Raw genomic sequence first — 26076 nt, 5'->3', positions numbered from 1 at the left:
CACGCATCGACTGCTCCGTACGTGTCGTTTTGAGCCTTCAAAACGACACGTACGGAGCAGTCGATGGGTTTTTAAGGGGCTTTCACCAGCCCCGGGCGCGCCACTCGTCGAGGTGCGGGCGTTCGGCGCCGAGCGTCGTGGGGGCGCCGTGGCCAGGGTGGACCACGGTGTCGTCCGGGTAGACGTCGAAGAGGCGCTCGGTCACGTCGTTCAGGAGCGAGGCGAAACGGGCCGGGTCCTTGTCCGTGTTCCCGACGCCGCCGGGGAAGAGGGAATCCCCGCTGAAGATATGCGCCGGGCCGGCGGGGTCCTGATACACATAGGCGATCGAGCCCGGCGTGTGGCCCCGCAGGTGCACTGCGGTGAGCGCGAAACCGTCGAAACCGCTCACGTCCCCGTGCCCCAAGGCGACGTCCACCGGGACGGGCAGCGCTGCGGCGTCGTCGGCACCCGCGGCCGTCGGAGCGCCAGTGGCCTCGACGAGCCCGGGCAGCGCGCGCACGTGATCCCAGTGCTGGTGGGTCGTGGCGATGAGCTTCAGCTGCTGCGTGGCTTCGGTGTCCGCGGCGGACTCCGCGAGGAGCGCCTGGATGGCCGGCAGGTCGTCGGCCGCGTCGATGAGCACCTGGTCACCGGAGGACCGGGAGGTCAGCAGGTAGACGTTGTTGTCCATCCCGCCCACCGAGATGCGTCGGATGGTGACGTCCTGGAGCGAATGCATGAGGGAATCCATGCGCCCACTCTACGGAAACGGGCGCGACGGCGGGTCAGGCCCGGGTCAGGCGCGGGTCAGGCGCTGTTCAGGCGTCCGCGGGATCCGCCGGGTCGAGCGACACGATCGCGACGAAACCCCGGCCGAGCAGTTCGGGACTCGCCTCATCGGAGCCGACGACGGCGTCGTATCGGCCCAGCTCCACCGGCTCACCGCCGGAACCCTCGCCGGAACCCTCGCCGGGCCCGTCGGCCACCGACGCCTTGCCCTCGAGCAGGATCGCGAGCTGGCCCTCGAACACCGGATGCGCGCGCTTCTTCGACAGCTCGAGGATGGACAGATAGCCCTTGAAGGCGCCGCGGCGGGCGATCACGTTCAGATCCCGGATGTCCCCGGTGGGGAGTTTGGAGGAGGAGACGGCGTCGCCGGAGAAGCGGAACGGCCGGTACCGCTCCATGGCGTGCTCGTCGCCGTCGACGGTCAGCACGAGCAGTTCGCCGTCGATCACCGAGATGACCCGCTCCATGCCGGGGAACGCGGAGAAGTCGCCGGCCTTGCCCACCTCGGCGATGCTGACGCGCCAGTCCCAGGAGCCGTCCGGGGAGGCCTCTCGGGGGTGCCGGGCGATCTCCCGCGTGACACCGCCGCCGTTGCGCCAGGGCTCGGGCCGGATGCTGGAAAAGCGGATGATCTCCATGGGTTCCTCTCGTCCCGACCAGCCTAGTACGCCGCGGCGGCGCGCCCCGGACCCCGGGGAGGCCGCGTCATCGGGCCCTCGGTGAAGGGCGCATCTTAGGGCCTCGCGGTGTCCTCTTGGTACCGTCAGAGGTGACAATCCACGGGGAGGACCAGTAGATGTTCATGAAAGTGTGCGGCTTGAGCACGCCCGAATCGGTGCGCGCCGCCGTCGAGGCCGGTGCGCAGGCCGTCGGTTTCGTGCTCACCCCGAGCCCTCGCGAAGTCAGTCCGGAGCAGGTGCGGGCGCTGCTGGCCGAGGTCCCCGCCGAAGTCGCCGCCGTGGGAGTATTCCGCCACGAGGACGCCGAACAGGCCGCCACGCTGGCCGAGGAGGCCGGTCTCAGCTGGATCCAGCTGCACGGCGAACGGACTCCCCAGGAGGTCGACGCCCTGCAGGAACGCGGCTTCTCCGTGATCCGCGCCGTCCGCATGGACGACCCGGACCGCGTCTTCGCCGACTGGGGCGAGGAACTGCTCCTGGTGGACGCCTCCGTGCCCGGTTCCGGCGAATCCTGGGACTACGCCTCCGTGCGCGAGCGCGGCCTGGACAGCCGCCGCTGGCTGCTGGCCGGAGGGCTCGACGTCGGCAACGTCGCCGCCGCCGTGGAGACGGCCGCTGCCTGGGGCGTCGACGTCTCGTCCGGCGTCGAGAGCTCCCGTGGCGTCAAGGACCTGGAGAAGATCCGCGCTTTCGTGGCGGCCGCGCTGGCTGGCTGACCACCCCCACGTCGTTGCGTGCTCAGTTGTTGCGGGTCTTCCGCGGAAACACCCGCAACAACTGAGCACACACGGCAGGCCCGAGAGCTCGATCAGCTCAGCTGGTGCCGCGGGCTGTTCGGGTTCATGATCGAGTTCTTGCGGCCGTAGCCGAAGTAGATGATCAGGCCGATGATGAGCCAGATCCCGAAGCGCAGCCAGGTCTCCCAGTGCAGCTGCGAGATGAGGAACAGCGAGGCCGCGACGCCGATCAGCGGCACCACGGGCATGAACGGCAGGCGGAACTCGCGAGGCGCTTCGGGCCGCGTGTAGCGGAACGAGATCACCGAGATGCACACCACCACGAACGCGGCCAGGATGCCGATGTTGGTGAGGTCTGCGACCTGCCGGATCGGGAGCACGCCCGCCAGCACAGCCGAGCCGATGCCGGCGATCCAGGTGACGCGCTGCGGGGTGCCGCCGCGGTCCACCTTGGAGAACCACTTGGGCAGGAGGCCGTCGCGGCTCATGGAGAACCAGACGCGCGTGACGCCCAGGAGGAAGGTCAGCATCACGGTCAGGATGGACAGCACGGCGAAGGCGGAGATGATCGTGGCGATCACCGGCAGCCCCACATTGCTGAAGGCCGAACCGAAGCCGGCCTTGGGGTCGATGTCCTTGTAGTTCTGCATGCCGGTCAGGACCAGGGTGGCCAGGATGTACAGCACCATGGCGATCACCAGGGAGAGGATGATGGCCTTGGGCATGTGCTTCTTGCCGTCCTTGGCCTCTTCCGCGGCGGTGCTCATGGCGTCATAGCCGAACACCGCGAAGAACACCGTGGCCGCGCCCGTGAAAACCGGTCCGAAGCCGCTGGGCATGAACGGGTTGTAGTTGTTCGTGTTCACGAAGAACACGCCGAGTCCGATGATGAACAGGATCAGGACCACCTTGATGCCCACGGCGATCAGCTCGAAACGGCCGAACGTCTTGGTGCCGCGGCTCAGGATCCAGGTGACCAGCAGACACACGAGGATGGCCGGCAGGTTGATCCAGCCGCCCTTGCCCTCGTCGAAGGTGGAGGTCAGCTCTACGGGCAGCTGCATGCCGAGGCCGGCCAGGAAGAAGTTGAGATACCCGGAGATGCCGATGGCCACCACGGCCACGATCGCGACATACTCCAGGAGCAGGTCCCAGCCGATGAACCAGCCGATCAGCTCGCCGAGGGCCACATAGCCGTAGGTGTAGGCGGAACCGGCTTTCGGGATCATGCCCGCGAATTCGGCGTAGGACAGGGCCGCGGCCGCGGAGGCCAGGCCCGCGATGAGGAAGGAGATGAGCACCGCGGGGCCCACACCCGGCGTCGAGTCGTCGCCGTGGGCCACCAGCCCGGCGAGCGAGAAGATGCCGACGCCGATGATGCCGCCGACGCCGATCGCCGTGAGTTGCCAGAGTCCGAGGGATCGGAAGAGCCCTCCTTCGGCGACCTCCTCATCCATGTCCTCGATGGGCTTTCGCCTCAGGACCGAGAACGGGTTCGCTGTCTTTGCCATGCCAGACCTCATTTCTCCCGGGTCGTGGTCGGCGCCGGAGCGCAGACCCTCCCTCGAACTATGCGCCTCGTTCAGAGCCGCGGGCAATCCCCTGGACCGACTGACGTCCGGAGCGTGGGTGCGGTGCAGTCCGTCAGATCGGGGGTTCAATCAGGGGGAACCCTGGGGGATTCTGCCAGGCATTCTTGGCAGACTGAAGTCATGAAGACCCTTCTTAACATCATCTGGCTCGTCTTCGGCGGCCTGTGGCTGGCGATCGGCTACTTCGCCGCGGGCCTGCTCTGCTGCGTGCTGATCGTGACGATCCCGTGGGGCATCGCCTCCTTCCGAGTGGGCGCTTACGCCCTGTGGCCGTTCGGCCGGACCGTGGTCGAGAAGCCGGGCGGGAGCAACGGTTTCGCGCTCGTCGGCAACGTCATCTGGTTCCTGGTGGCCGGGCTGTGGCTGGCGATCGGTCACGTGCTGACCGCCATCCCCATGTTCATCAGCATCGTCGGCATCCCGCTGGGCATCGCGAATCTGAAGCTCATTCCGGTGTCCCTGATGCCGCTGGGCAAGGAGATCGTCCCCACGGACCGCCCGTTCGTCTCGACCTACCGCTGAGCCGGACCGCGGGACTGAGCCGGGCCCCGAGGGGCGGGACCGCCGGCGCTTAACACTGGCGATATGCCTCCAGGAGTTGAGTGGATGCCATCCACCGACTTCTGGAGGCAGACATGTTCATCGTCCGACGACGCCGGGCCACCGCCCTGGCGATCATCAGCGCCGCGTTGCTGGCGGCCTGCTCGGCCGCTCCCGTCCTTCCGCGGCCGGGCGGCGGGTCCGCCGTCGCCGTCGCGGTCGGCTCCGGGGGTCAGGTGACCGCCGAGGACGGGGCGATTTCGCTCGACCGCCCGCTCGGCGTGGACAGTCAGGAGCCCGCGATCACCCGGTTGCGGGCGGACCTGCGCGACGCGTTGCGGGAGGCTTCGATCCACGCCGGGGCCGACGGCGTGACCCTGTCCGTGAGCAGCGGCTGGCGCAGTCAGAAGATCCAGTCCCAGCTGCTCGCCGACGCCACCCGCAAGTACCACTCGCAGGAGGAAGCGGCCCGCTGGGTGGCGACCCCGGAGACGTCGCCGCATGTGAGCGGGGATGCCGTGGACATCGCGGGTGAGGACGCCATGAGCTGGCTGTCCCAGCACGGTGCTCAGTTCGGGCTGTGCCAGATCTACTCCAACGAGCGATGGCATTACGAGTACCGGGCGGCGGCTCTGCGCGGCGCCTGCCCGCTCATGTACCAGGACCCCACCGAAGACCCCAGGATGAAGCGATGACCGGGAACGGCGCCCTCCGTGCCGCGATGGCTAGACTCTGAGCATGCGGATCCTGATCGTCGAGGACGAGCCGTATCTGGCCGATTCCATGGCCGAGGGGCTCCGGCGTGAGGCCTTCTCGGTGGATGTGGCGTACGACGGAGCCACCGCGATGGAGCTGCTCGGCGTGAACGCTTACGACGCCGTCGTCCTGGACCGCGACGTCCCCGCCCCGAGCGGCGACGAGATCGCCCGCTGGATGGTGGCGCAGGGCCTTCCCGCCCGCCTCATCATGGTCACCGCCGCGGACCGGCTGGACGACAAGGTCAGCGGGTTCGAAACCGGAGTGGACGACTACCTCCCGAAGCCCTTCATGCTCAAGGAGCTGACCCTCAGGCTGCGGGCCCTGCTCCGGCGGCCGGGTGCGGCGCGCCCGCCGGTCCTGGACAGTGCGGGCGTGCGCCTGGACCCCTTCAGGCGGGAGGTGAGCCGCGACGGACGGCCCGTGGCGCTGACCCGCAAGCAGTTCGCCGTCCTGGAGCTGCTGATGCAGGCCGAAGGCGGCGTCATCAGCGCCGAGGAACTCCTGGAGAAGGCCTGGGACGAGAACGCCGACCCCTTCACCAACACCGTGCGGATCACGATCTCCTCGCTGCGGAAGAAGCTCGGGGACCCCGGCCTCATTCACACCCTGGTGGGCGTCGGGTACCGCTTCGGCGAGCCCGCCGCTGAGGAGCCTCGATGAGCGACCAGCCTCCCGCGGTCGCCGGCCCGCGCACGCCCCGTCCGCGTGGCCTGGGGCTCCGCCTGAAGCTCACCCTCAGCTACGCGGCGTTCCTCTTCGTGTCCGGCTCGGGCTTCTTCGCCCTGGTCCTCCTGTTGCTGCGGTACCTTCCGGCGGGTTTCCTCGTGACCGTCGACGGCGGGTTCGCCCCGAGCCGCCGGGACCTCATGGAAGCGCTGCTCCCCAAGGCCGCCCTGGGCCTGCTGTTCTTCGCGGTGGTCGGGCTGGTGGGCGGCTGGCTGCTGGCCGGCGCGATGCTCCGACCGATCGCCCGAATCCACGAGGTGGCGCTCGCCGTCCAGCGGGGCGACGTGGACCGCCGCATCCGGCTCGAGGGCAAAGGTGATGAACTTCGCGAGCTGGCGGATTCCGTCGACGCGATGCTGGACCGGCTCTCGGCCATGCTGGACGAGCAGCGGCGCTTCGCGGCCAACGCGTCCCACGAACTGCGGACCCCTCACGCGGTGATGGGCGGAATGCTGGAACTCGCCGAATCCGACCCCGACGCCGTGGACGTCCCGCACCTGCTGCGCCGACTGCGGGAGGTCAACACCCGCGCCACGGGCACCGTGGAGGCCCTCCTGGCACTGACCAGGGCCGAAGGCTCCCGGCTCCTCCCGGAACCCTGCGATCTCGCGGAGCTGGCGGAGGAGTCGCTGGGCTCTCAGCGCGACGAACTGGAGTCCCGTCGCATCACCGTCCTGGCCGATTACGGCGGTGCCCCCGTGGAGGGCGACCGGGTCCTGCTGGCCCAGCTGGTCGGCAATCTGGTCCGCAACGCCGTGGTGCACAATCTGGCGGAGGGTGGGGACCTCTGGCTCCGGACCGGGGAGGAACCCGGTGGTGGGGCTTTCCTGGAGATCCGCAACCCGGGGGAGCCCGTCAGCCAGGAGCTCCTGGGCCGCCTGACGGAGCCGTTCGTGCAGGGACGTGGGCGCCAGGCCGGACCCGGTCGCGGATCGGGCCTGGGGCTCGCGATCGTGGCGGCCATCGCCCAGGCCCACGGCGCGCGGCTGGACCTGACCGCCCGGCCCGAGGGCGGCCTGCGCGTTCGGATCACGTTCCCGCAGGCGGAGTGACGGCAGGACGGCGCCGGGGTCCGGAGCCGCTCAGCGCTCACGCCGGGCGGAACGCCCCGTCGCTGAAGTGCGCGGCCACGCGGCTCGCGTCGAGTTCCGCGGCCAGATCCACATCGGAGCCGAAGCCGCCCAGCACCAGCTCCCGGCCACTGGCGCTCTCGGCCAGTTCGGTGGACAGATCGTCCCGGAAGGCTTCGAAGACCGCGACCGCGGCCCGCGCCTCCGGCGACAGCTGTTCCCGGGCCCGGCCCGGCGCCGATCGCAGCAGCGCCGCGAGCACGGCGCCCGCGCCGAGCTGGTCTTCGACGGCGGGCCGCAGGGCGCCGCCGGGCCAGCGCTCCCCGGCCGCGACCACCACGACCACCGCGGACGGCGGCAGGTGGCGTCCCAGCCAGGTCGCCGTCGCGCCGGCATTGCGGAGGGTCCCGGCCAGCAGCTCGGGGACCCGGCCCGCCAGGTGCTCGGAGATGGCCGAGCCGTTGGGCGAGGGCAGCACGAGTTCGCGGCCCGCGTGCGCGGCGCCATGGGCGCGGATCGAACTGGGGGACAGGCTCAGGCGGCTGAGACTGCGTCGCCCCGCGAGCAGAGCGCCGCGCTCCTCCGCGAGGCGGGCCGCGGCGTCGTGCAGCTCGCCGTCGCCGGGCGCGGCGCGGAACGGCAGGACCGCGAGCCCCGCCTCGACCCCCACGGACACCGCGGTGGAGAAGGACAGCGTGTCCACCACGACGGCGGCCCCGGCCCCCGGGAGCACCGCTTGAGCGCCGCGCAGCCCCCATTCGAGGCGGACGGTGAAGGGCAGCTGGCGATGAGCGGCGTGCATCAGCGGCTCTCCGCCCGCCGGAAGGCGTCGAGCTCGCCTCGGAGGTTGTCGCGCGCGGCGTCCAGCCAGAGCTCCCGGGCCAGCGGACTGTGGAAGAGCGGCTCCAGCGCCAGCAGCTGCTCGACGACGGCGGCCCGTCCCCGCGCGAAATCCGCATCGCTCACCTGGGCGTAGTCCGCCCGCACGGCGGCAAGGTAGCGGGCGTAGCGCGGCGCGGGCCAGGCGAGGACGGAGAGATCGGCGTCGCAGAGGAGCCGGCCGGGCAGATCGTCCGGCGCGGGATCGTGGTTCGTGGTGAGGCGGACCAGCCGGGCCACCTCTGCGGCCTCCTCGGCCGGCAGGGCGCCGTGAACCGACAGCGCCCCCAGACCGCGCTCGGCCAGCCGGGCCGATTCCTCCTCGTCCTGGCCGGGGACCCCCTGGTAGACCGCGTCGTGGAACCAGGCGGCCAGCAGGAGCGGTCGGTGGCGTTCCACGGGCAGGCCGGACCCCGGCAGCAGCAGGTCCAGGGCTTCGAGGACGTTGAGCAGGTGGACCCGGGAGTGGTAGTTCCGGTGCGGTTCGCCCCAGCGCAGCAGGAGGTCCTCGCCGAGCTCCGGGTCCTCGGGCAGGAGCCGCGACCAGCGCTCCCGGAGGGCCGGGACGATCTTGGACGGGCGCTCGCGGGCCGGGATGCGGAGCCCGCTCGCGGCGAGCCGTCGCACCAGCTCCTTGCCGCCCACGGGCGTCGCGCCTGCGGCCACCAGGCGCTCGAAGTGGCGGGCGGCGACGTCGTAGTGGTCGCCGTCGAAGGCCCGTTCCGGGATGCCCGCCGCGGTCGCGAAGCCGTGCAGTTCCTCGAGTGACGCGTCCGAGACCAGATGGGAGAACACCGTGCCATGGGCAGGCCAGAAGGGCGGGTCGATCAGCACGGTCATGCTCGCATCCTATGCCCGTGGACCACCCCGACGACGTCGAAAACAGCCTGTGGATAACTTGACTCTCAAAGTTGAGTTAAGTAGACTCAAGTTAGATGCGTTGACGGGAGTCACCTGTCAGCGCTTTGATGAAGAGTAGAACCAAACCGTGGTCCAGAGTGTGCTGAAAGGAGCCTTTTTTGGACGTCAAGTTCACCACCAAGAGCCAGGAGGCGCTGTCCGCAGCGGCCATGAATGCCTCCACCGCGGGTAATCCGCAGATCGAGCCCGCTCATCTCCTCAAGGCCCTCATGGACCAGCGGGAAGGCGTGGCCGTCGCCCTCCTCAAGGCCGCCGGCGTCGATCCGGACGCCGTGAGCGTCCAGGCCAGCGCCGCCATCAAGGCGCTGCCGTCCACCTCGGGCGCATCCGTCGCCCAGGCCCAGCTCTCGCGTTCCGCCCTGCAGGCCGTCCAGGCCGCGCAGAGCGAGGCCGAGAAGATGGGGGACAGTTACGTCTCCACCGAGCACCTGCTCCTGGGCCTTGCCGCCGGGAACGACGCCGTCGCGCGCCTTCTGCGGGACGCCGGCGCCAGTCCTCAGGCGCTCCTCGCCGCGCTCCCTGGCGTGCGCGGGGACCGCAAAGTGGACGGCCCGGACCCCGAGAACACCTTCCAGGCGCTGGAGAAGTACGGCACGGACCTGACCGCCGTCGCGCGCTCCGGCAAGCTGGACCCGGTGATCGGCCGTGACTCGGAGATCCGCCGTGTCATCCAGGTCCTCTCCCGCCGCACCAAGAACAATCCGGTGCTGATCGGTGAGCCCGGCGTCGGCAAGACCGCCGTGGTCGAGGGGCTCGCTCAGCGCATGGTCGCCGGGGACGTCCCGGAGAGCCTGCGGGGCAAGACCCTGATCTCCCTGGACCTCGGGTCCATGGTGGCAGGCGCCAAGTACCGTGGCGAGTTCGAGGAGCGCCTCAAGGCCGTCCTCGAGGAGATCAAGAACTCGGACGGGCAGATCGTCACGTTCATCGACGAGATCCACACCGTGGTGGGCGCCGGCGCCAGCGGCGAGGGCGCCATGGACGCGGGCAACATGCTCAAGCCCATGCTGGCCCGCGGCGAGCTGCGCCTCATCGGCGCCACCACGCTGGACGAGTACCGCGAGAACATCGAGAAGGACCCGGCGCTCGAACGCCGCTTCCAGCAGGTGTACGTGGGCGAGCCGAGCGTGGACGACACCATCGGCATCCTCCGTGGCCTGAAGGAACGGTACGAGGCCCACCACAAGGTGGCCATCGCCGACTCCGCCCTGGTGGCCGCCGCGAACCTGTCGAACCGGTACATCTCCGGCCGACAGCTTCCGGACAAGGCCATCGACCTGGTGGACGAGGCCGCGAGCCGGCTGCGCATGGAGATCGACTCCGCCCCGGAGGAGATCGACCAGCTGCGCCGTTCCGTGGACCGCCTCACCATGGAGGAACTGGCCCTGGCGGACGAGACCGACCCGGCCTCCGTGGAACGGCTCGCCGCGCTGCGCGCCGACATGGCGGACAAGAAGGAGGAGCTGGCGGCCCTCAACGCCCGTTGGGAGGCCGAGAAGGCCGGACTCAACCGTGTGGGTGAGCTGAAGGCCAAGCTGGACGAACTGCGTTCCGTGGCGGACAAGGCTCAGCGCGAGGGTGACCTCGGCGAGGCCTCCCGCATCCTCTACGGCGAGATCCCGACGCTGGAGCGCGAGCTCAGCGCGGCGGCCGCGGCCGAAGCGGAGCTCGGCGAGAAGCCCGCCGCCATGGTGGCCGATGAGGTCACGGCGGAGGACATCGCCGAGGTGATCGAGGCGTGGACCGGCATCCCGGCCGGGCGCATGCTTCAGGGCGAGAGCCAGAAGCTCCTGCAGATGGAGGAGTTCCTCGGGGAGCGCCTGATCGGCCAGAAGAAGGCCGTGGCGGCCGTCTCGGACGCCGTGCGGCGTGCCCGCGCCGGCATCAGCGACCCGAACCGCCCCACCGGCTCGTTCCTGTTCCTCGGCCCCACGGGCGTGGGCAAGACGGAGCTGGCGAAGTCCCTCGCGGACTTCCTCTTCGACGACGAGCGGGCCATGGTCCGGATCGACATGAGCGAGTACTCGGAGAAGCACTCGGTCTCCCGCCTGGTCGGCGCCCCTCCCGGGTACGTCGGCTACGAGGAGGGCGGCCAGCTGACCGAGGCCGTGCGGCGCCGTCCGTACTCCGTGGTCCTGCTGGACGAGGTGGAGAAGGCTCACCCCGAGGTCTTCGACATCCTCCTCCAGGTGCTCGACGACGGCCGCCTCACCGACGGCCAGGGCCGCACCGTGGACTTCCGCAACGTCATCCTGGTCCTGACGTCCAACCTCGGCAGCCAGTTCCTGGTGGACCCGAATCTGGACGATCAGACCAAGAAGACCGCGGTCATGGAGGTGGTCCGCTCCGCCTTCAAGCCGGAGTTCCTGAACCGTCTGGACGAGGTCATCATGTTCGAGCCGCTCTCCGTGGAGCAGCTCAACGACATCGTGGAGATTCAGGTCAAGGATCTGGCCAAACGCCTGCAGGACCGCCGCCTGACCCTCGAGGTCAGCGACGGCGCCCGTGCCTGGCTGGCCATGACCGGTTACGATCCCGCCTTCGGCGCCCGGCCGCTCCGCCGGCTGGTGCAGAAGGAGATCGGCGACCGGCTGGCCCGGGCCATCCTCAGCGGTGAGATCGCCGACGGGGACACCGTGCTCGTGGACACCAGCGAGGACCTCGGCGAACTGACCGTGAACCGCAAGTAGCCGCTCGCGCTCAGACACGCGAAGGGCCGCACCCCACGGGGTGCGGCCCTTCGTCGTGCGTGGCCCTTTGTGCGTGGCTCTTTGTCCTGCGTGCGGCGGGATGCCGGCGCGACCCTACTTGGTCAGGCTCTTGGTGAGAGTGTTGCCGTCATCGGAGAAGACGATGCAGTCCACGCGGCGGTCGCCGGCGTCCCAGCTCTTCTGGCTGGGATACGCGAAGCGCTGGCGCAGGTTCAGGGAGTCCACATCGCTGGACAGGCTGGCCGTGCGGCACAGTTCCCGGCCCTTGGTCTTGAACGTGTCCACCCCGGGGAAGGCTTCGTCCTGCTGGTAGTAGTAGACGTTCACCAGCTGGGCCGAGTGGTTCTCGCCGCAGTCCACGACCACGAGGCGGGAGTTGCTGTTGTCCGGGTAGCCCCAGAAGCACTGCCCCTTCTTGGCGTCCAGGGCGCTGATGGTCTCCGCATCCGAGGGCGCGGCGCTGCCGCTCTGCCCGGGAGCGGGGGTAGTGCGGCCGTTGGACGTGGCCGGCGGTGCGGTCGGATCGGCCTGGGGCGTCATGCCGCCCACCACCAGATTGACCAGCCAGACCACGAGCAGGATCACGACGACGCCGCCGACCACCGCGCCGCCGATCACCAGTCCCTTGTTGCTCTTCTTCGCCGGGGGCTGCTGGGCGGGGTAGCCGCCCGGATAGCCGGTGGGGGCTCCGTAGGCGGGGCCGTTCTGGGGGCCGGCGTTCTGGGGCCCGTTCTGCTGGCCGCCGTACGTGTTGGTGCGGGGGTCGTAGGACGGCTGGCCCGGTGCCGGATTGCCGGCGGGGTTCCCGGGGTTCACCGGAGCGCCGGGGGCGCCGTAGCCGGGCTGCTGGGGCTGCTGGGGGTAGCCCTGCGGGGGCTGCGGCTGCTGTGGGAAGCCCTGCGTCGGCTGGGACTGCGGCTGTCCGGCGGGCGGCAGGGGCGGCTGCTGTCCGGGGTGACCGGGACTCTGGGAGGGCTGACCCGGGCCTGGAGCGGCTCCTGGCTGCCCGGCGCCGTCGTCGTGCCCTTGCGTCGGTTCGCTCATAGCCAAACTCCCACCGTGTCGTCCATCATGCCTTCTTCTGCCCGCACCAAAGGTCCGGCGGCCCGGATTGCGGCCGCAGGAACGCGTGGTGGCGCGGGGCGATGCTACTCATGACTCTACCCAAGCCACCCCCGCATGGCACTCTCGCCTGCCCGGAAACACGCGTCCCGAGGGGTCACCGCCGCACGCGATAATGCGAAACCATGTAATCTAGAAGTACGAAACATTGACCAAACATTCCGGGGCCTCGCTACCTGCCAGGGCGACCACCTCCGGATCGACGTACAGAGGGGGTCACGCCATGGGGCGCGGCCGTCAAAAGGCTAAGGCAACCAAGCAGGCTCGGGACATCAAGTACTACTCTCCGAGCACTGACTATTCAGCACTGCAACGTGAGCTTGGCTCCGCCAATTCTCAGGTATCCGGTCGTCGTGGTTCCGCGGCGTCTTTCGAAGCGGACCCTCTTGAACCGGACTATTCGGAGTACGAGGACAAGTACGCCGACGCGTTCGACGAGGAGGATGAGACTGACACCCGCCGCATCAGCTGATGCGATGACGGGATGAGTCCCCTCCCCTTATAGGCCCCGTGGCCGGAGTGATCCGGCCCCGGGGCCTTCGTCGTGCCCGCTCCTGAGTCCGCCAGGACGTCGACGTCGTCCGCCTGCCGCTCATGCGCGACTGGTTCAAATAGCGCCCCGAGACCCCCTGGCGGCGCCGCCTGCATGGAGCCCTTAGCGACGTGAAAGTGGCCGATCGGATCTGCAAGGCCCGCTGGCTGGACGCCTCCCTGCACCGCGAAGCCGCGCGCCGCGAGCAGATGCCCGCCGCGTAGCGCGAAGACGAAGCATTCGAACCTGGCGCGTCCTCACGCATCCTTATCAGGCGCCCTCGTCTCACGCCTGACCACCGAACTGGAGCTCCGCCGCCGACAGACCACCACGACGCCTTCCAGGATCTCTGACCGGATGCCCGAATGGATGATGCGCTCCGATGTCGCCACCAGCCACGACATCCCCGCACCGTGGCGGCAGGAACTCCTGGACGCCGAACTCGCACGCCGCGGCGCAGAGCTCTTGACGCAGCCTGTGGCCCGGCGAAGTCCACGTAACCCTGATGCGATGGATGATCGTCAGCGGAGTCAGTCTGGACTTCGCCTTCGGAAACCGCTTTTGCACTCCTTCCCATCCGAGTCCGTATAACGACTGAGCTAAATCTCCAGGAGTGCACCAGAATTCTCGCCTTGACCCGCAGCGGGGAGTACTATATCACGATTGGCGAGAGCCGTTTTGTCAAGTGAATTCCATAGACGGTTGTGTTGAGAACTGTTACGTTGAGTTCATAATTTACGGGATCAAGGAGCGTGAAGAATGCTGTCGAAAGTCCGAAAAGTTCTGCTGATTGCCACTATGACCCTCTTAGTCGCAGGCGCCCCCATGGGTGCTGCGAACGCTGCATCAATGCCCTCGGCTCAACCTGCTACCCAAAGACCTTCGGTTGTGCAGCCCATTGCGCCTGACACCTCGACGCTTACATCGTCAGCTGAGCCGGAAAAGCTGATCACCAAGAATCGCCCCGGTCTGGTTCGCGAGCCGGCCGGCAAGTACTACTCGTTCTGTATCAGCCTTGGGGTTTCACATCCCTGGACCGGGAAGGCTCCAGCCTCATGCCCCGGGTACTTGGACGTGTACATCAATGGCGATCACGTCGCTCATGTCAACACTGGTCGTAACGGCGGCATGATTAGCGTCACTTGTGCCGGTGGCATCGCGCTAGGTTTGGTGACCCTATTCGCCCCAGGTGGTGAGGTCGTAGGCTGGGCCCTAGCAGGTACGCTGGCAGGAATCGGTTTCACGATTGCCGGTTGCGCCGGCGTCTAAACAACGTATCCTTACGCAACTACAAATAGAGGTACCTAACGATGAGAAATGAATCTAGCATTCCATGGCAATCTCTGATTCTTTTTGCATGGTCCCTACTATTTGGCGTGTGGCAACCATTCGCGTGGTGGCGCATGATCGCTTCGCTGGTGTTCCTCGTAGGTGCCGTATGGACGTTTGTGGTCTGGATAAGGCGTAGACGCAAGCTTAGGGAGGCATCCTCACCGGTGCATCATGTGAACGACTAGCTGCTCGGGCTCCGTAAGCACATGCGGTTGTGGCCACCAACTCTAGAGTTGGTGGCCACAACCGCATGTGCTTACCACTAGGTTCTTCTACAACTGGCTTCCTGCGTTGAATTCATGCGGGAATCCGACGATTAAGCTAGTCGGTTGAGCATCGCGGATCAATGTCTGACGGCCCGGCTCTCCTTTAGGTAAGCCAGCCGCAGGTGTGTCCACTGCAGGAGAAACATGGCCGCGACGGGGCAGCGGCTGAATCTGGGTGACGACGAAGGAGGCGTCCGGTTGCCCGTGGAGGGAGAGGCACCACACTCCTTTTCTGGCGCTGATCTCCACAGTGGCGTTTTAAGGATCCGAGGGCTGGCCACCTGGCGGCCCGTGCTGCCTGGCTTCGTGGTGGTGAGGTACTTGGTGTCCATGCTATGGAGCGTCCGGTGAAGCTATGGGCTGGTGTCGCCTCGCTCGGGATTAAGCCCGCGCGGAGATCTCCTGGGAGATGAGCGCCGCCGTCCCCACGATCTCGCGGGTCACCGAGGCCAGGTACGCCTCGGGGTCGTCCTGGCCGGCGACGTTCTGGGCCTGCAGGGAGACGTTCACGGCCGCCACGGTCTTCCCGGCGGCGTTGCGCACGGGCGCCGCCACGGACATCAGGCCGAGTTCCAGCTCCTGATCCAGCAGGCACCACCCCTGGATGCGGACCTTCTCGAGCTCCGCGACGAGGTCCGTTCGGGTGGTCACGGTGCGCGGGGTCAGCGCTTCGAGCGTCACGGCATCCAGGTAGGCGCGCAATTCCGGATCCGGAAGCCCGGCCAGCAGCACGCGCCCCATGGAGGTGGCGTACGCCGGGAAGCGGGTCCCCACCGTGATGCCGACGGTCATGATGCGGCGGGTGGCCACGCGGGCGACGTAGAAGATGTCGTTCCCGTCCAGCACCGCGGCCGACGTCGACTCCCCGAGCCGCACGGACAGCTCCTCCAGATGCGGCTGAGCCAGCTGGGGGAGCGTGAGGGCGGACAGGTACGAGTAGCCGAGCTGGAGCACGAGAGCGGTCAGGGCGAAGGTCTTGCCGTCCGTGCGGACGTAGCCCAGCTCCACCAGGGTGTGCAGGAAGCGGCGCGCGGTGGCACGGGTCAGGCCCGTCCGCACGGCGACCTCGCTCAGAGTCATGTGCGGGTTGTTCGCGTCGAAGGCCCTGATCACCGCGAGGCCGCGGGCGAGCGATTGCACATACTGATCGCCGGCCTGCGGGGCAGCTGGTCCTGCTTCTCTCATGATCACCTATCCTATGTGGCCGCTCCGCGGTGGCCTCGCGGGGTCGGCTCGGGCCTCCCGGCTCAGCCGGCAGGGGTGAGCAGCGGCATCGGCACGAGGGAGCGGAGTTCCTCCACGGTGCAGCCGAAGGTCTCCCGCACCGTGACGCCGTCGCGCCCGATGAGGAACACTGCGCGTTCCGTGTAGACCCGGGTCACGCAGCCGACGCCCGTGAGCGGGTACGTGCAGGTCTCCACGAGCTTGGAGGCGCCGTCGCGGGTGAGCAGGCTCATCATCACGAACACGTCCTTGGCGCCCGTGGCCAGGTCCATGGCGCCGCCGACCGCGGGGATCGCGTCCGGGGCGCCGGTGTGCCAGTTCGCCAGATCGCCCGTGGCGGAGACCTGGAAGGCGCCCAGCACGCAGATGTCCAGGTGGCCGCCGCGCATGATCGCGAACGAGTCGGCGTGATGGAAGTAGGACGCCCCGGGGAGCTCGGTGACCGGGATCTTCCCGGCGTTGATGAGGTCGCCGTCGATCTGCTCGCCCACGGCCTCTGGCCCCATGCCGAGCATGCCGTTCTCCGTGTGGAGGGTGACGTTCTGTTCCTCGGTGAGGAAATTGGAGACCAGCGTAGGCTGCCCGATCCCCAGGTTCACGAAGGAACCCGTGGGGATGTCGCGGGCCACGAGCGCGGCGAGCTCGGACCGGCCCAGCATCTCGGGCGAGGTCTGAAGGGACGGAAGCGTGCTCATGAGGCCACCTTCACGATGCTGTTGACGTAGATGCCCGGGGTCACGACGTGCTCCGGGTCCAGGGCGCCGACCGGCACGATCTCGGAGACCTGGGCGATGGTGTGCCGTGCGGCGGCGGCCATGATGGGGCCGAAGTTCCGGGCGGTCTTGCGGTACACCAGATTGCCCTTGCCGTCGGCCTTGAGCGCCTTGATCAGCGCGACATCGGCGTGGATGGGCGTCTCGAACACCTGCCACACGCCGTCCAGGAAGCGGGTCTCCTTGCCCTCGGCGAGCATGGTCCCGTAACCGGTGGGCGTGAAGAACCCGCCGATCCCGGCCCCCGCCGCGCGGATGCGCTCGGCCAGATTGCCCTGGGGGACGAGCTCCAGTTCGATCTGGCCGGCCCGGTACTTCTCGTCGAAGTGCCAGGAGTCGGACTGGCGCGGGAAGGAGCAGATCATCTTCCGCACCCGGCCCTCCTTGATGAGCAGCGCGAGGCCCTGGTCGGCCTGCCCGGCGTTGTTGTTCACCACGGTCAGATCGGTCGCGCCGGAGTCCAGCAGCGCATCGATCAGTTCGAAGGGCTGCCCGGCGTTGCCGAAACCGCCGATCATCACGGTGGACCCGTCACGGATTCCCGCGACCGCCTCGGTCACGGAGTCGAGGAAGGTCAGCATCAGCCCTTCACCCCCGCGCTCACGTTCTCCAGCACCACGGCAAGGCCCTGCCCGACGCCGATGCAGATCGCAGCGACACCCCAGCGTTCGCCACTCGCCTGGAGCGAGCGGGCCAGCGTGCCGAGGATCCGCGTCCCGGAGGCGCCCAGCGGGTGACCCATCGCGATCGCGCCACCGTGCCGGTTGACGATGCCCGGGTCGATGCCCCAGGCGTCGACGCAGGCCAGGGACTGGGCGGCGAACGCCTCATTGAGCTCGACGGCGCCCACCTCCTCCCAGCGGACGCCGGCCCGGGCGAGGGCCTGGTTCGCCGCCTCCACGGGCGCGAAACCGAAGAACTGCGGGTCATTGCCGTGCGCGCCCCGGCCTGCCACGCGCGCCACGGGATCCATCCCGAGCAGCCCGGCGGCCCGTTCGGAGCCCAGCCACGCCGCCGAGGCCCCGTCCGACAGCGGCGAGGCGTTGCCCGCCGTGACCGTGCCGCCCGTCGTCGTGCCGGAACGGTCGCCGTTGTCCGGGCGGAAGACGGTCTTCAGGCCGGCGAGCTTCTCCGTGGTGGTCCCGGGGCGGATGCCCTCGTCCCGGAGCAGCTCGGTGCCGGGAACGGGGGACACGAGGGCGTCGTAGAAGCCCTCGTCCCAGGCCGCGGCGGCCAGCCGGTGGGACTCCGCGGCGAACTCGTCCTGCCGGTCGCGGCTGATGCGGTGCCGTTCCCGCAGCCGTTCGGTGGCCTCCCCGAGGGACACGGTCCACTCCGGGTTCATCGCAGGGTTCACCAGGCGCCAGCCGAGCGTGGTCGACGCGAGGGTCATGTCCCCGGCCGGGAACGGGCGGGTGGTCTTGGGCAGCACCCACGGCGCGCGGCTCATGGACTCCACGCCGCCGACCAGCAGGAGGTCGGCGTCGCCGGTCTCGATCTGCCGGGAGGCGATGATCGTCGCGTCCAGGGAGGACCCGCAGAGGCGGTTGACGGTGGTCCCGGGCACGGAGACGGGCAGCCCCGCGAGCAGGCCTGCCATGCGGGCCACATTGCGGTTCTCCTCGCCCGCGCCATTGGCGTTGCCGAAGACGATCTCGTCGATCCGGGCGGCGTCGAGACCCGGGGCGCGCCGCACCGACTCGCGGACGATGTGCGCGGCGAGGTCGTCGGGACGCACCCCCGCCAGCCCGGAGCCGAACTTGCCGAAGGGCGTGCGCACGGCGTCGTACACATAGGCCTGATTCATGAGGGCTGATCCATTTCTGCGAAGACCTGCTGTGCGGTCTTGAAAGCGGTGTTGGCGGAGGGGACCCCGCAGTAGATGGCGGCCTGGAGGAGGATCTCCTTGATCTCCTCGCGGGTCAGCCCGTTCCGCAGCGCCGCGCGGACGTGCATGGCGAACTCCTCCCAGTGACCGTGCGCCACCATGGCGGTCAGGGTCACGGCCGAGCGCATCTGCCGGGACAGCCCGGGCCGAGTCCAGATCCCGCCCCAGGCGATGCGGGTGATCATGTCCTGGAAGTCCTCGGTGAACTCGTTCTTGGCGGCGTTGGCCCGGTCCACATGGGCGTCCCCGAGGACTTCGCGGCGGACCACCATGCCGGCGTCGTGGATCTGGCGCGCGGTGGAGTCCGGCTGGACGACCCCGTTGCGTGCGGAATCCTGTGGCTGTTCACTCATGCGGAGACCTCCTGGAGGAAGGAACGGAGAAGGGCGGCGACCGTCTGGGGCGCCTCGGTCGGCGCGAGGTGGGCGACGCCGTCGAGCACCTCGACGGTCGCCGTGCCACCTCCCGCGGTGATGGCCGCTGCGGTCTCCTCGGCGAGCGACGGCGGCGCCACCTGGTCTTCGACCCCGGCGACGAGCTGCACGGGGACGGTGATCCCGCCCAGGCGGTCGCGGACGTCGAAGGCTGCGAGTGCCTCGCAGCACGCTGCGTAACTGTTCCGCTCGGTGTCCCGCAGGACGTGCAGCAGTCGGCTGCTCTGTTCCGGCCGGCGTTCCATGAATCCCGCCGCGAACCAGCGCTGCGCGGATCCCTGGATCATGACGGCCGTGCCCTGGGCCCGGACGGTGCCGGCACGTTCGAGCCAGCTCTCCTCGGTGGCCAGCTTGGGGCCGCTGCACTGCACGGACAGACCGAGCAGCCGATCGCCGTGGTCGAGGGCGAGCTGGAGACCCACCGCGCCGCCGAGGGAGACTCCGGCGTAGTGGAAGCGGGCGCCGGGGGCGATGGAATCCACCAGCGATAGCACCGAGGCGGCGAGGTCCTCCATGCGGAACGGGCGTGCGGCGGCCGGGGAGACGCCGTGGCCCGGGAGATCCCAGCCGATCACGTCGTACTCGTCCGCGAGCAGGGCCGCGGTCTCATTCCAGAGCACGGTGGAGGTGCCGAGGGACGGGCCGAGCGCCAGGAGCGGCCGGTCTCCGAGGTCCCGGCGGGGCGAGAGCAGGACCGCCTTGAGGGCGGGCGCGGCGGTGTCGATCGTGTCAGTCACGGGTGGCTCCTTCGTCCTGAGCGTCGGGTGCGTCCGGGAGCGAGTCGAGGATCCTGCGGCGGATCTCCTCGGCTTCCCCGAGATAGCCGGCGGGGTCGAGCAGCTGCGCGAGGGCGTCGTCACTCAGGGCCTCGACCGGCACCGCCGCCCGGAGCCCTCGGGCGTAGGCGTCCGCCCGCCGCTCGGGAGATTCCCGGAGCGCGGCGTCGACGACTGCTTGGAGCGCCTCCTGCCCGGCATCACCGAGCAGCGGCGCGACGGCGGCTTTGACCCTTTCGCTCAGCAGCAGCGGACCGGTGAGATCCAGGTTGCGGCGCATGGCGTCGGGGAAAACACGCAGGCCTTCGATCATTTCGCGCAAGGTGAGCACCGCGCCGAGCGAGAGGCTCAGCAGGGACCGGAGGGCGGGCCATTCGCTGTGCCAGGCGCCGTCGGCCCGTTCGTCGTTGAAGAGTCCCGCGGCGAGGTGCAGCTGCGAGGCGAAGGTGGGTCCCTGGAGCGCGGCGCTGCGGAGGAGGACGGACAGCACGGGGTTCTGTTTCTGCGGCATGGCCGAGGACACGCCGCGGCCCGCCCCGGTCGGTTCGCCCAGTTCGGCGACCTCGGGACGGGTCAGGAACAGGACGTCCCCGGCGATCTTGCCGGCCGCGTCCAGGATCCCTGCGAGGGCGTCGCCCAGGACCGTCACCGGCTGGCGGTCGCCGTGCCAGGGCACGTGGGCCGTGGCGAGCCCGAGCCGGGAGGCGTGGTCCTGTGCCAGGGCGAAGGGGGAGGCGGAGGAGCCCGCCGTGAGCAGCGTGGCGGACGCGAGTGTGCCGACGGCCCCGCCGAACTGGGCGGGCAGGGTGGCCTCGCCGAGTCGGCGACCGGCGCAGTTGAGGCCCTGGAGCCACTGGGCCGCCTTGAGGCCGAAGGTGTACGGCAGCGCGTGCTGGCCCAGGCTGCGCCCGACACACAGCGTGTCCGCGTGCTCCTCCGAGAGCCGGGCGAGCGCCGTCGTGGTGTGGGAGAGTTCGCGGAGCAGCTCCGCGCGCACTCGGGCCGCCAGCAGCATGAGGGCGGAGTCCTGCACGTCCTGGCTGGTCAGCGAGGCGTGCACGGCCTTCACGGCGGCGGGGTCGATCCCGCGGACCTGCGCCTTGAGCGCGGCGACCAGCGGGATGACGGGGTTGCCGCCGCCCTGTGCCTGCCGGGCGAGCGACGCCGGGTCGTACAGGTCCGGATCGGCGGCCTCCGCGACGGCGTCCGCAGCCCCGGCCGGGACGAGCCCGGCGTCCTCCAGCACGGCGGACCAGGTGCTCTCCACATCGAGCAGCGCGGTCAGCACGGCGCGGTCCCCGGTCAGGGCGTCGACCTCGGGGGACGCCGTGATGGCGCTGAGCAGTCCGAAGTCCGTCACCGGGATGCCCCCGTCGGGGTGGAGGTGCCCTCGAAGTCCAGGAAGACGGTCTCGTCGTCGCCCTGCAGCCGGACGTCCCAGCTGAGGCCGCCGTCGGCGTCGCGCCGCGCGACCAGGGTGCCCCTGCGGTCCTCCGGCAGGGACGAGAGCAGGGGGTCCGTGGCGAGATATTCCGGGTTTTCCGGGAGGTAGATCCGCGTGAACAGCCGGTTCATGAGCCCGCGGGCGAACACCGCGACGGCGATGAACGCCGCGGCGCCCTCCTCGGTGGGACCCGGGTTCACGGTGGTGAAGGTGAAGCGGCCGGTGTTCCCCGTGGAGGCGCGGCCCCAGCCGGTGAAGGTGTAGCCGTCCCGCACGAGCGAGCCGGTGCGGCGCGGAACCCGCCCCGCGCTGTCCGGCTGCCAGATCTCGAGGATGGCGTCCGGGACCGGGTGGCCGGCGCCGTCGTACACGGTGCCCTGCAAGCGGATGGAGCCAGGGGTGCCGGGGGCCAGCAGTTCGTTGTCCTTCGGGAACGGCAGGGCGTAGCCGAAGAACGGCCCCACGGTCTGGCCGGGGGTGGGGGTGAGGGTGCCCGGGGTCTGTTCGGTCATGGCAGTCTACTCCTCGTCTCCGGCGTCGCCGAAGGCTTCGTTCTCGGTCCAGGTCCGGTGGGCGCCCGTCAGGACGATGTCCCAGGTGTAGCCGAGGGCCCATTCGGGGCGGGTGAGGTCGTGATCGTAGCGGGCCACGAGGCGGTCCCGCGCGTCCTGGTCCACGATCGACTGGTAGATGGGGTCCAGCGGGAAGAGCTGGTCGCCCGGGAAGTACATCTGGGTGACGATGCGCTGCGTGAACTCAGAGCCGAAGAGTGAGAAGTGGATGTGCGCCGGGCGCCACGCGTTGAGGTGGTTCTTCCACGGATACGCGCCGGGCTTGATGGTGACGAAACGGTAGGAGCCGTCCTCGCCCGTGATGCAGCGGCCGACGCCCGTGAAGTTCGGATCGAGCGGTGCGGGGTGCTGGTCCCGCTTGTGGATGTAGCGGCCGGCCGAGTTGGCCTGCCAGATCTCCACGAGCTGCCCGGCCACGGGGCGGCCGTCGCCGTCGAGGACCTTGCCGGAGACGATGATCCGCTCGCCGAGGGGTTCGCCGTTGTGCTGGATGGTCAGGTCCGATTCCAGCGCGTGGACGTCCTGATGCCCGAACGCGGGGGAGAACAGCTCGATGGTCTCCGGGTCCGCGTGGTGCAGGCTCTTGGTGGGGTGGCGCAGGATCGAGCTGCGGTACGGCGCGAAGTCGAGCCGCGGCTGGGTCTCCGGGGCGGCGCCGCCGAGGAGTTCCTCGCGGTAGGAGGCGGCGGTCGCTGCGATCTCGGCGTTGAGATCGGCCTGCGTCTCCGCTGCGGCGTCGGGGTCAGGGTGCACGGTGCGGGGCCCTGAGGTCATGGCCGGCTCCTTTCGGGAAGTGGTCGGCTCTGAGAGCGGTCGGGGAGGGGTTCACCGGCGAGGACCGGGGTCGAACCGGGTGCTGTGTGATCCAGCATACCCGGGACGTTCGAATAACGCACTAGTGTTCGCCTAGCGAACAAGGCGAAGTTGAGTGCACGACGACGGCGGCCCTCACCCATGATCCGGCCACCCCGTGTACGACTCGGCCAGGTACGCCCGGCCGTGGGCTGAGGACACGACCGAGTCGAGCTCGCCCCGCCGGCGGGCCCGGTCGAAATCGCTCTCGCCGGGGGCGGCGTGCAGCAGCGACGTCATCCAGGACGAGAAGTGCTGAGCCTTCCAGACCCGGCCGAGGGCGCGCTCGCTGTAGCCGTCGAGCAGGTCCTCCGAGCCGCCGGTGTAGTAGGAATCGAACGCCTCGAAGAGCATCCTGACGTCATGGAGGGCGAGGTTGAGGCCTTTGGCGCCGGTCGGTGGGACGGTGTGAGCGGCGTCGCCCGCCAGGAAGAGCTTCCCGTGACGCAGGGGCGCCTGGACGAAACTGCGGAACGGGAGCACCACCTTCTCCAGCACCGGACCTTCCACCAGTTCGAAGCCGTTGCCGTTCACGCGCTCGCGGAGCGTGGCCCAGATGCGCTCGTCACCCCACTCGGCGGCCGACTCCCCGGGATCGCACTGGAAGTACATCCGCTGCATGGTCTCGGTGCGCTGGCTGATGAGCGCGAAGCCCTGGGGCGAGTTCGCGTAGATCAGCTCGTCCGCGCTGCGGGGCGCTTCGGCGAGGATGCCGAACCAGGCGAAGGGGTACTCCTTGAAGTACCGGCGACGGCGGTCCTCCGGGATCAGCCCCCGGCAGTGGCTGCGGGACCCGTCCGCGCCCACCACGAAATCGGCGCGCAGCTCGACGTCCCGGCCCTCGGCGTCCGTGAACGTGACCCGGGGATCGGAGGCGGCGTCGTGCACCGTCACGCCGGACACCCCGTACCGGACGTCGCCGCCGTCGGCCTCCCGTCGCGCGGCGAGGTCGGCGAACACCTCGGTCTGCGGGTACAGCCAGACCGATTCCCCGACGAGTTCCTGGAAGTCGATGCGGTGGCTCTCGCCGTCGAAGCGGAGTTCGATGCCGTCGTGCCGGTCGCCCTCGCGCAGCACCCGGTCGGAGACCCCCGAGTCCACCAGCAGATTCACCGTGCCGTGTTCGAGGATGCCGGCACGGACCGTCTCGTGGATCGCCTGGCGGCTGCGGGCCTCCAGCACCACGGAATCGATGCCCCGGGTGGCCAGCAGATGGGACAGCATGAGCCCCGCGGGGCCGCCTCCCACGATGGCCACCTGGGTGCGGAGGGTCTCAGTTTGGCTCATGGGCGCCTCTCTTTCGGCAGGGACCGACCCCTCATCGGATCGGTCCGGAACGACTCTGACGAGTGTGCTCCGGATCACCTTCCGGGCCAAGTCCTGTTCCATTCAATGGAAAACCGCGTTCCGGACCGGGTTGGGAAAGTGATACACCTCTCACGCCCATTCCCTTCAGGAGGTCCTTTCGTGACAACGCCGTCCCCCTCCCCGCCGTCCGCTTCCCTCGTCCAGTCCCGCCCCCGGTCCTCCGGGCCGGCCGCCCTCTGCTGGCTGGCCATGGTGCTGGACGGTTTCGACCTGGTGGTCCTCGGAGCCGTGATCCCCACCCTGCTCAAGAGCAAGGACCTCGGCTTCGATCCCGCCGGAGCCACCCTGGCCGCCACCCTCTCGCTCGTGGGAGTGGGGCTCGGCGCGCTCTTCATCGCGCCGCTCTCCGACCGCTTCGGCCGCAAGCGCCTTCTGGTGGCCTGCGTGCTGTGGTTCTCCGTCTTCACCCTGGCCGTCACCGTGGCCCCGAACGTCGCGGTCTTCAGCGCCTTCCGGCTGCTCGCCGGCGTCGGCCTCGGAGCCTGCCTGCCCGCGGCTCTGGCCTACATGAACGACTTCGCCCCCGCGTCCTCGGCCGCCCGCGCCACCACCCGCACTATGACCGGCTATCACGCCGGCGCCGTCGTGACGTCGCTGCTCGCGCTGGCCCTCATTCCCAACTGGCGCGCGGTGTTCGTGATCGGCGGCGTCGCCGGCCTCGTCCTCGCGCCGATCCTGTGGTTCCGCCTGCCGGACACCACGGTGGACCGGCTCGCCGTGGGCGCCTCCGAGGGCGGCCAGGCGGTGGCAGACGTCGGCGCGAAGCCGGGCCTGAAGGTCCTGCTGCGGAAGCCGTACCCGCTCATCGCAGCGGGCATCGCGGCCGCGTCCTTCATGGGGCTGCTGCTCGTGTACGGCCTGAACACCTGGCTTCCGACCCTCATGGCGAGTGCCGGGTACTCGATGAGCTCGTCCCTCGCCCTGCTGTTCATCCTGAACCTCGGCGCCGTGGCGGGGCTCCTGCTGGCCGGCTGGCTCGCCGACCGGCACGGCACCAAGCGGATCACCCTGCTCTGGTTCGGCCTGGCCGCGGTGCTGCTCGCCCTGCTCAGCCTGAAGCTCCAGAACGAGATCCTGCTCGACCTGGCCGTCTTCGTCACCGGGGTGTTCGTGTTCAGCGCGCAGGTCCTGGTGTACGCCTGGGTGAGCCAGCTCTTCCCCCGCGAACTCACGGGCACCGCGCTCGGATTCTCCGCGGGCGTGGGCCGCGTGGGAGCGATCCTGGGCCCTGCCGTCACGGGAGCACTCGTCGCCGGAGGCATCGCTTATCCGTGGGGCTTCTACGTGTTCGCCCTCGCCGCGGTGGCGGCGCTGGCCGCGCTGCTGTTCGTCCCGACGTCGCGCCCGGTGGACTAAGCCCGCCGGATCGTCTCCAGGCCGCGCCGCACGCCCTGCGCCGCGGCCTGGAGCGCCGCCACGATCTCCCGGAGGCGCACCTCCGTCACCGGGACGACGACGCCGAGCGCGGCCACCGCGTGGCCCTGCGGGTCGAGCACGGGCGCGGCGATGCCCGACGTTTCGGGGTCGAGGATCCCCACGAGCTGGGCATACCCGTTGCGGGCGGTCTCCGCGAGCCGCTGGCGGAGTTCGTCCTCCGGCACGGCGCCCGCGAGGGTCTGCCGCGCCACGTACTCCGCCTGGACCTCCCGGGGCTGGAACGCCATGAGCGCCAGACCCGCCGAGGAGATGTACACGGGAAGCCGGCCCGCGACCGTCGCGCGGTTCGTCACGGAGCCCGGCCGGGAGAGCCGCTCCACGAACAAGGCGTCCTGCCCATCCAGCACGGCGAGGTTCACGTTCTGCCGGAGCACCTGCTGGATGTCCTCCATGAACGGCAGGGCCACGGTGCGCAGCTCCAGGGTGGGCGCGTTCCTGCTGACGAGTTCCCAGAGGCGCAGCCCGGGCTTGACCGCGCCGCCCTCCTCGACGTCGAGGAGCCCGTGATCGCTCATCTGCCCGACGAGGCGGTGCGCGGAGGACAGCGGAAGCCCCGCCCGGGCCGCGAGGTCGGAGAGGCTGAGTCGTGGGGTGCCCTCCGGGAAGGCGGCCAGCAGCCGCACCACGCGGTCCACCACGGAGTCACCGGATGCGGAGTTCGCCATGAGAC

The 26076-nt window shown here is 69.5% G+C and carries 25 protein-coding genes; 8 read left to right on the top strand and 17 right to left on the bottom strand.

Features of this window, described 5'->3' with window-relative positions:
• Window positions 1–82 precede the first annotated feature (82 nt).
• Together AB6732_RS11950 and AB6732_RS11945 are read right to left on the bottom strand one after the other, a co-directional pair.
• Window positions 83–733: an MBL fold metallo-hydrolase gene (locus AB6732_RS11950; RefSeq protein WP_370960178.1), complete on the bottom strand. Its 651-nt coding sequence runs from the start codon at window positions 731–733 to the stop codon at window positions 83–85.
• Window positions 734–800: 67 nt separating this feature from the next.
• On the bottom strand, window positions 801–1409 hold the full coding sequence (locus AB6732_RS11945) for a HutD family protein (RefSeq protein ID WP_370960177.1): 609 nt from the start codon (window positions 1407–1409) through the stop codon (window positions 801–803).
• A gap of 158 nt (window positions 1410–1567) precedes the next feature.
• Between AB6732_RS11945 and AB6732_RS11940 the strand changes: the two genes are divergently transcribed.
• On the top strand, window positions 1568–2167 hold the full coding sequence (locus AB6732_RS11940; protein WP_370960176.1) for a phosphoribosylanthranilate isomerase: 600 nt from the start codon (window positions 1568–1570) through the stop codon (window positions 2165–2167).
• A gap of 92 nt (window positions 2168–2259) precedes the next feature.
• On the opposite strand, the gene AB6732_RS11935 is transcribed toward AB6732_RS11940, so the two are convergent.
• Window positions 2260–3699 carry an amino acid permease gene (locus tag AB6732_RS11935; protein WP_307498156.1) on the bottom strand — a complete coding sequence of 480 codons (1440 nt, stop codon included), beginning with the start codon at window positions 3697–3699 and terminating at the stop codon, window positions 2260–2262.
• 201 nt (window positions 3700–3900) lie between these two features.
• On the opposite strand from AB6732_RS11935, the gene AB6732_RS11930 reads away from it, so the two are divergent.
• From AB6732_RS11930 to AB6732_RS11915, 4 genes are all read left to right on the top strand, one after another.
• Window positions 3901–4302, top strand: a complete 402-nt coding sequence (locus AB6732_RS11930; protein WP_370960175.1) for a YccF domain-containing protein — start codon at window positions 3901–3903, stop codon at window positions 4300–4302.
• An 80-nt stretch (window positions 4303–4382) separates the two neighbouring features.
• Window positions 4383–5015 carry a M15 family metallopeptidase gene (locus AB6732_RS11925; protein WP_370960174.1) on the top strand — a complete coding sequence of 211 codons (633 nt, stop codon included), beginning with the start codon at window positions 4383–4385 and terminating at the stop codon, window positions 5013–5015.
• Window positions 5016–5058: 43 nt separating this feature from the next.
• A complete protein-coding gene (locus AB6732_RS11920; RefSeq protein WP_370960173.1) occupies window positions 5059–5739 on the top strand; it encodes a response regulator transcription factor in 681 nt (226 codons plus the stop codon).
• Window positions 5736–6857: a sensor histidine kinase gene (locus AB6732_RS11915; protein ID WP_370960172.1), complete on the top strand. Its 1122-nt coding sequence runs from the start codon at window positions 5736–5738 to the stop codon at window positions 6855–6857. Before AB6732_RS11920 ends, AB6732_RS11915 begins: the two co-directional genes overlap by 4 nt.
• Before the next feature lie 37 nt (window positions 6858–6894).
• Here AB6732_RS11915 and AB6732_RS11910 read toward each other — a convergent pair whose 3' ends face one another.
• Both AB6732_RS11910 and AB6732_RS11905 read right to left on the bottom strand, forming a co-directional pair.
• Entirely contained in the window at window positions 6895–7677 is a 783-nt protein-coding gene (locus tag AB6732_RS11910; RefSeq protein ID WP_370960171.1) for a 2-phosphosulfolactate phosphatase, read from the bottom strand.
• Window positions 7677–8594, bottom strand: coding sequence for a DUF4031 domain-containing protein (locus tag AB6732_RS11905; RefSeq protein ID WP_370960170.1), 918 nt, complete (start codon window positions 8592–8594; stop codon window positions 7677–7679). The genes AB6732_RS11910 and AB6732_RS11905 overlap by 1 nt, the downstream gene beginning before the upstream one ends.
• Window positions 8595–8773: 179 nt before the next feature.
• Between AB6732_RS11905 and clpB the strand changes: the two genes are divergently transcribed.
• Window positions 8774–11365 (top strand): ATP-dependent chaperone ClpB, encoded by a 2592-nt coding sequence (gene clpB / locus AB6732_RS11900; RefSeq protein WP_370960169.1) that lies wholly within the window; start codon window positions 8774–8776, stop codon window positions 11363–11365.
• Window positions 11366–11479: 114 nt separating this feature from the next.
• Here clpB and AB6732_RS11895 read toward each other — a convergent pair whose 3' ends face one another.
• Window positions 11480–12430, bottom strand: coding sequence for a septum formation family protein (locus tag AB6732_RS11895; RefSeq protein WP_370960168.1), 951 nt, complete (start codon window positions 12428–12430; stop codon window positions 11480–11482).
• Window positions 12431–12731: 301 nt separating this feature from the next.
• Between AB6732_RS11895 and AB6732_RS11890 the strand changes: the two genes are divergently transcribed.
• Window positions 12732–12980, top strand: a complete 249-nt coding sequence (locus tag AB6732_RS11890; protein WP_066216292.1) for a DUF3073 domain-containing protein — start codon at window positions 12732–12734, stop codon at window positions 12978–12980.
• Window positions 12981–15019: 2039 nt separating this feature from the next.
• Here AB6732_RS11890 and AB6732_RS11885 read toward each other — a convergent pair.
• From AB6732_RS11885 to AB6732_RS11840, 10 genes are all read right to left on the bottom strand, one after another.
• Window positions 15020–15823, bottom strand: coding sequence for an IclR family transcriptional regulator C-terminal domain-containing protein (locus AB6732_RS11885; RefSeq protein WP_370960167.1), 804 nt, complete (start codon window positions 15821–15823; stop codon window positions 15020–15022).
• A gap of 62 nt (window positions 15824–15885) precedes the next feature.
• Window positions 15886–16557, bottom strand: coding sequence for a 3-oxoacid CoA-transferase subunit B (locus AB6732_RS11880; RefSeq protein WP_370960166.1), 672 nt, complete (start codon window positions 16555–16557; stop codon window positions 15886–15888).
• The gene (locus tag AB6732_RS11875) at window positions 16554–17216 is read right to left on the bottom strand and encodes a 3-oxoacid CoA-transferase subunit A (RefSeq protein WP_370960165.1); all 663 of its coding nucleotides are present in this window, start codon (window positions 17214–17216) and stop codon (window positions 16554–16556) included. The genes AB6732_RS11880 and AB6732_RS11875 overlap by 4 nt, the downstream gene beginning before the upstream one ends.
• A complete protein-coding gene (locus tag AB6732_RS11870; RefSeq protein WP_370960164.1) occupies window positions 17216–18442 on the bottom strand; it encodes an acetyl-CoA C-acyltransferase in 1227 nt (408 codons plus the stop codon). The genes AB6732_RS11875 and AB6732_RS11870 overlap by 1 nt, the downstream gene beginning before the upstream one ends.
• Window positions 18439–18876, bottom strand: coding sequence for a 4-carboxymuconolactone decarboxylase (pcaC, locus tag AB6732_RS11865; protein WP_370960163.1), 438 nt, complete (start codon window positions 18874–18876; stop codon window positions 18439–18441). The genes AB6732_RS11870 and pcaC overlap by 4 nt, the downstream gene beginning before the upstream one ends.
• Window positions 18873–19694 (bottom strand): alpha/beta fold hydrolase, encoded by an 822-nt coding sequence (locus AB6732_RS11860; protein WP_370960162.1) that lies wholly within the window; start codon window positions 19692–19694, stop codon window positions 18873–18875. Before AB6732_RS11860 ends, pcaC begins: the two co-directional genes overlap by 4 nt.
• Window positions 19687–21093 (bottom strand): lyase family protein, encoded by a 1407-nt coding sequence (locus AB6732_RS11855; RefSeq protein ID WP_370960161.1) that lies wholly within the window; start codon window positions 21091–21093, stop codon window positions 19687–19689. The genes AB6732_RS11860 and AB6732_RS11855 overlap by 8 nt, the downstream gene beginning before the upstream one ends.
• Window positions 21090–21689: a protocatechuate 3,4-dioxygenase subunit alpha gene (gene pcaG / locus AB6732_RS11850; RefSeq protein ID WP_370960160.1), complete on the bottom strand. Its 600-nt coding sequence runs from the start codon at window positions 21687–21689 to the stop codon at window positions 21090–21092. The genes AB6732_RS11855 and pcaG overlap by 4 nt, the downstream gene beginning before the upstream one ends.
• A gap of 6 nt (window positions 21690–21695) precedes the next feature.
• Complete coding sequence (gene pcaH / locus AB6732_RS11845; RefSeq protein ID WP_370960159.1) at window positions 21696–22523, bottom strand: protocatechuate 3,4-dioxygenase subunit beta; 828 nt, start codon at window positions 22521–22523, stop codon at window positions 21696–21698.
• Between the two features lie 174 nt (window positions 22524–22697).
• Complete coding sequence (locus AB6732_RS11840) at window positions 22698–23888, bottom strand: 4-hydroxybenzoate 3-monooxygenase (protein ID WP_370960158.1); 1191 nt, start codon at window positions 23886–23888, stop codon at window positions 22698–22700.
• Between the two features lie 270 nt (window positions 23889–24158).
• Between AB6732_RS11840 and AB6732_RS11835 the strand changes: the two genes are divergently transcribed.
• Entirely contained in the window at window positions 24159–25325 is a 1167-nt protein-coding gene (locus AB6732_RS11835; RefSeq protein WP_370960580.1) for an MFS transporter, read from the top strand.
• Here AB6732_RS11835 and AB6732_RS11830 read toward each other — a convergent pair.
• Entirely contained in the window at window positions 25322–26071 is a 750-nt protein-coding gene (locus tag AB6732_RS11830; RefSeq protein WP_370960157.1) for an IclR family transcriptional regulator, read from the bottom strand. The genes AB6732_RS11835 and AB6732_RS11830 overlap by 4 nt on opposite strands.
• Window positions 26072–26076 lie beyond the last annotated feature (5 nt).

Source organism: Arthrobacter sp. RCC_34 (assembly GCF_041360795.1).
Taxonomy (GTDB): Bacteria; Actinomycetota; Actinomycetes; order Actinomycetales; family Micrococcaceae; genus Arthrobacter_E.
This window is presented reverse-complemented; position numbering and strand designations above follow the sequence as displayed.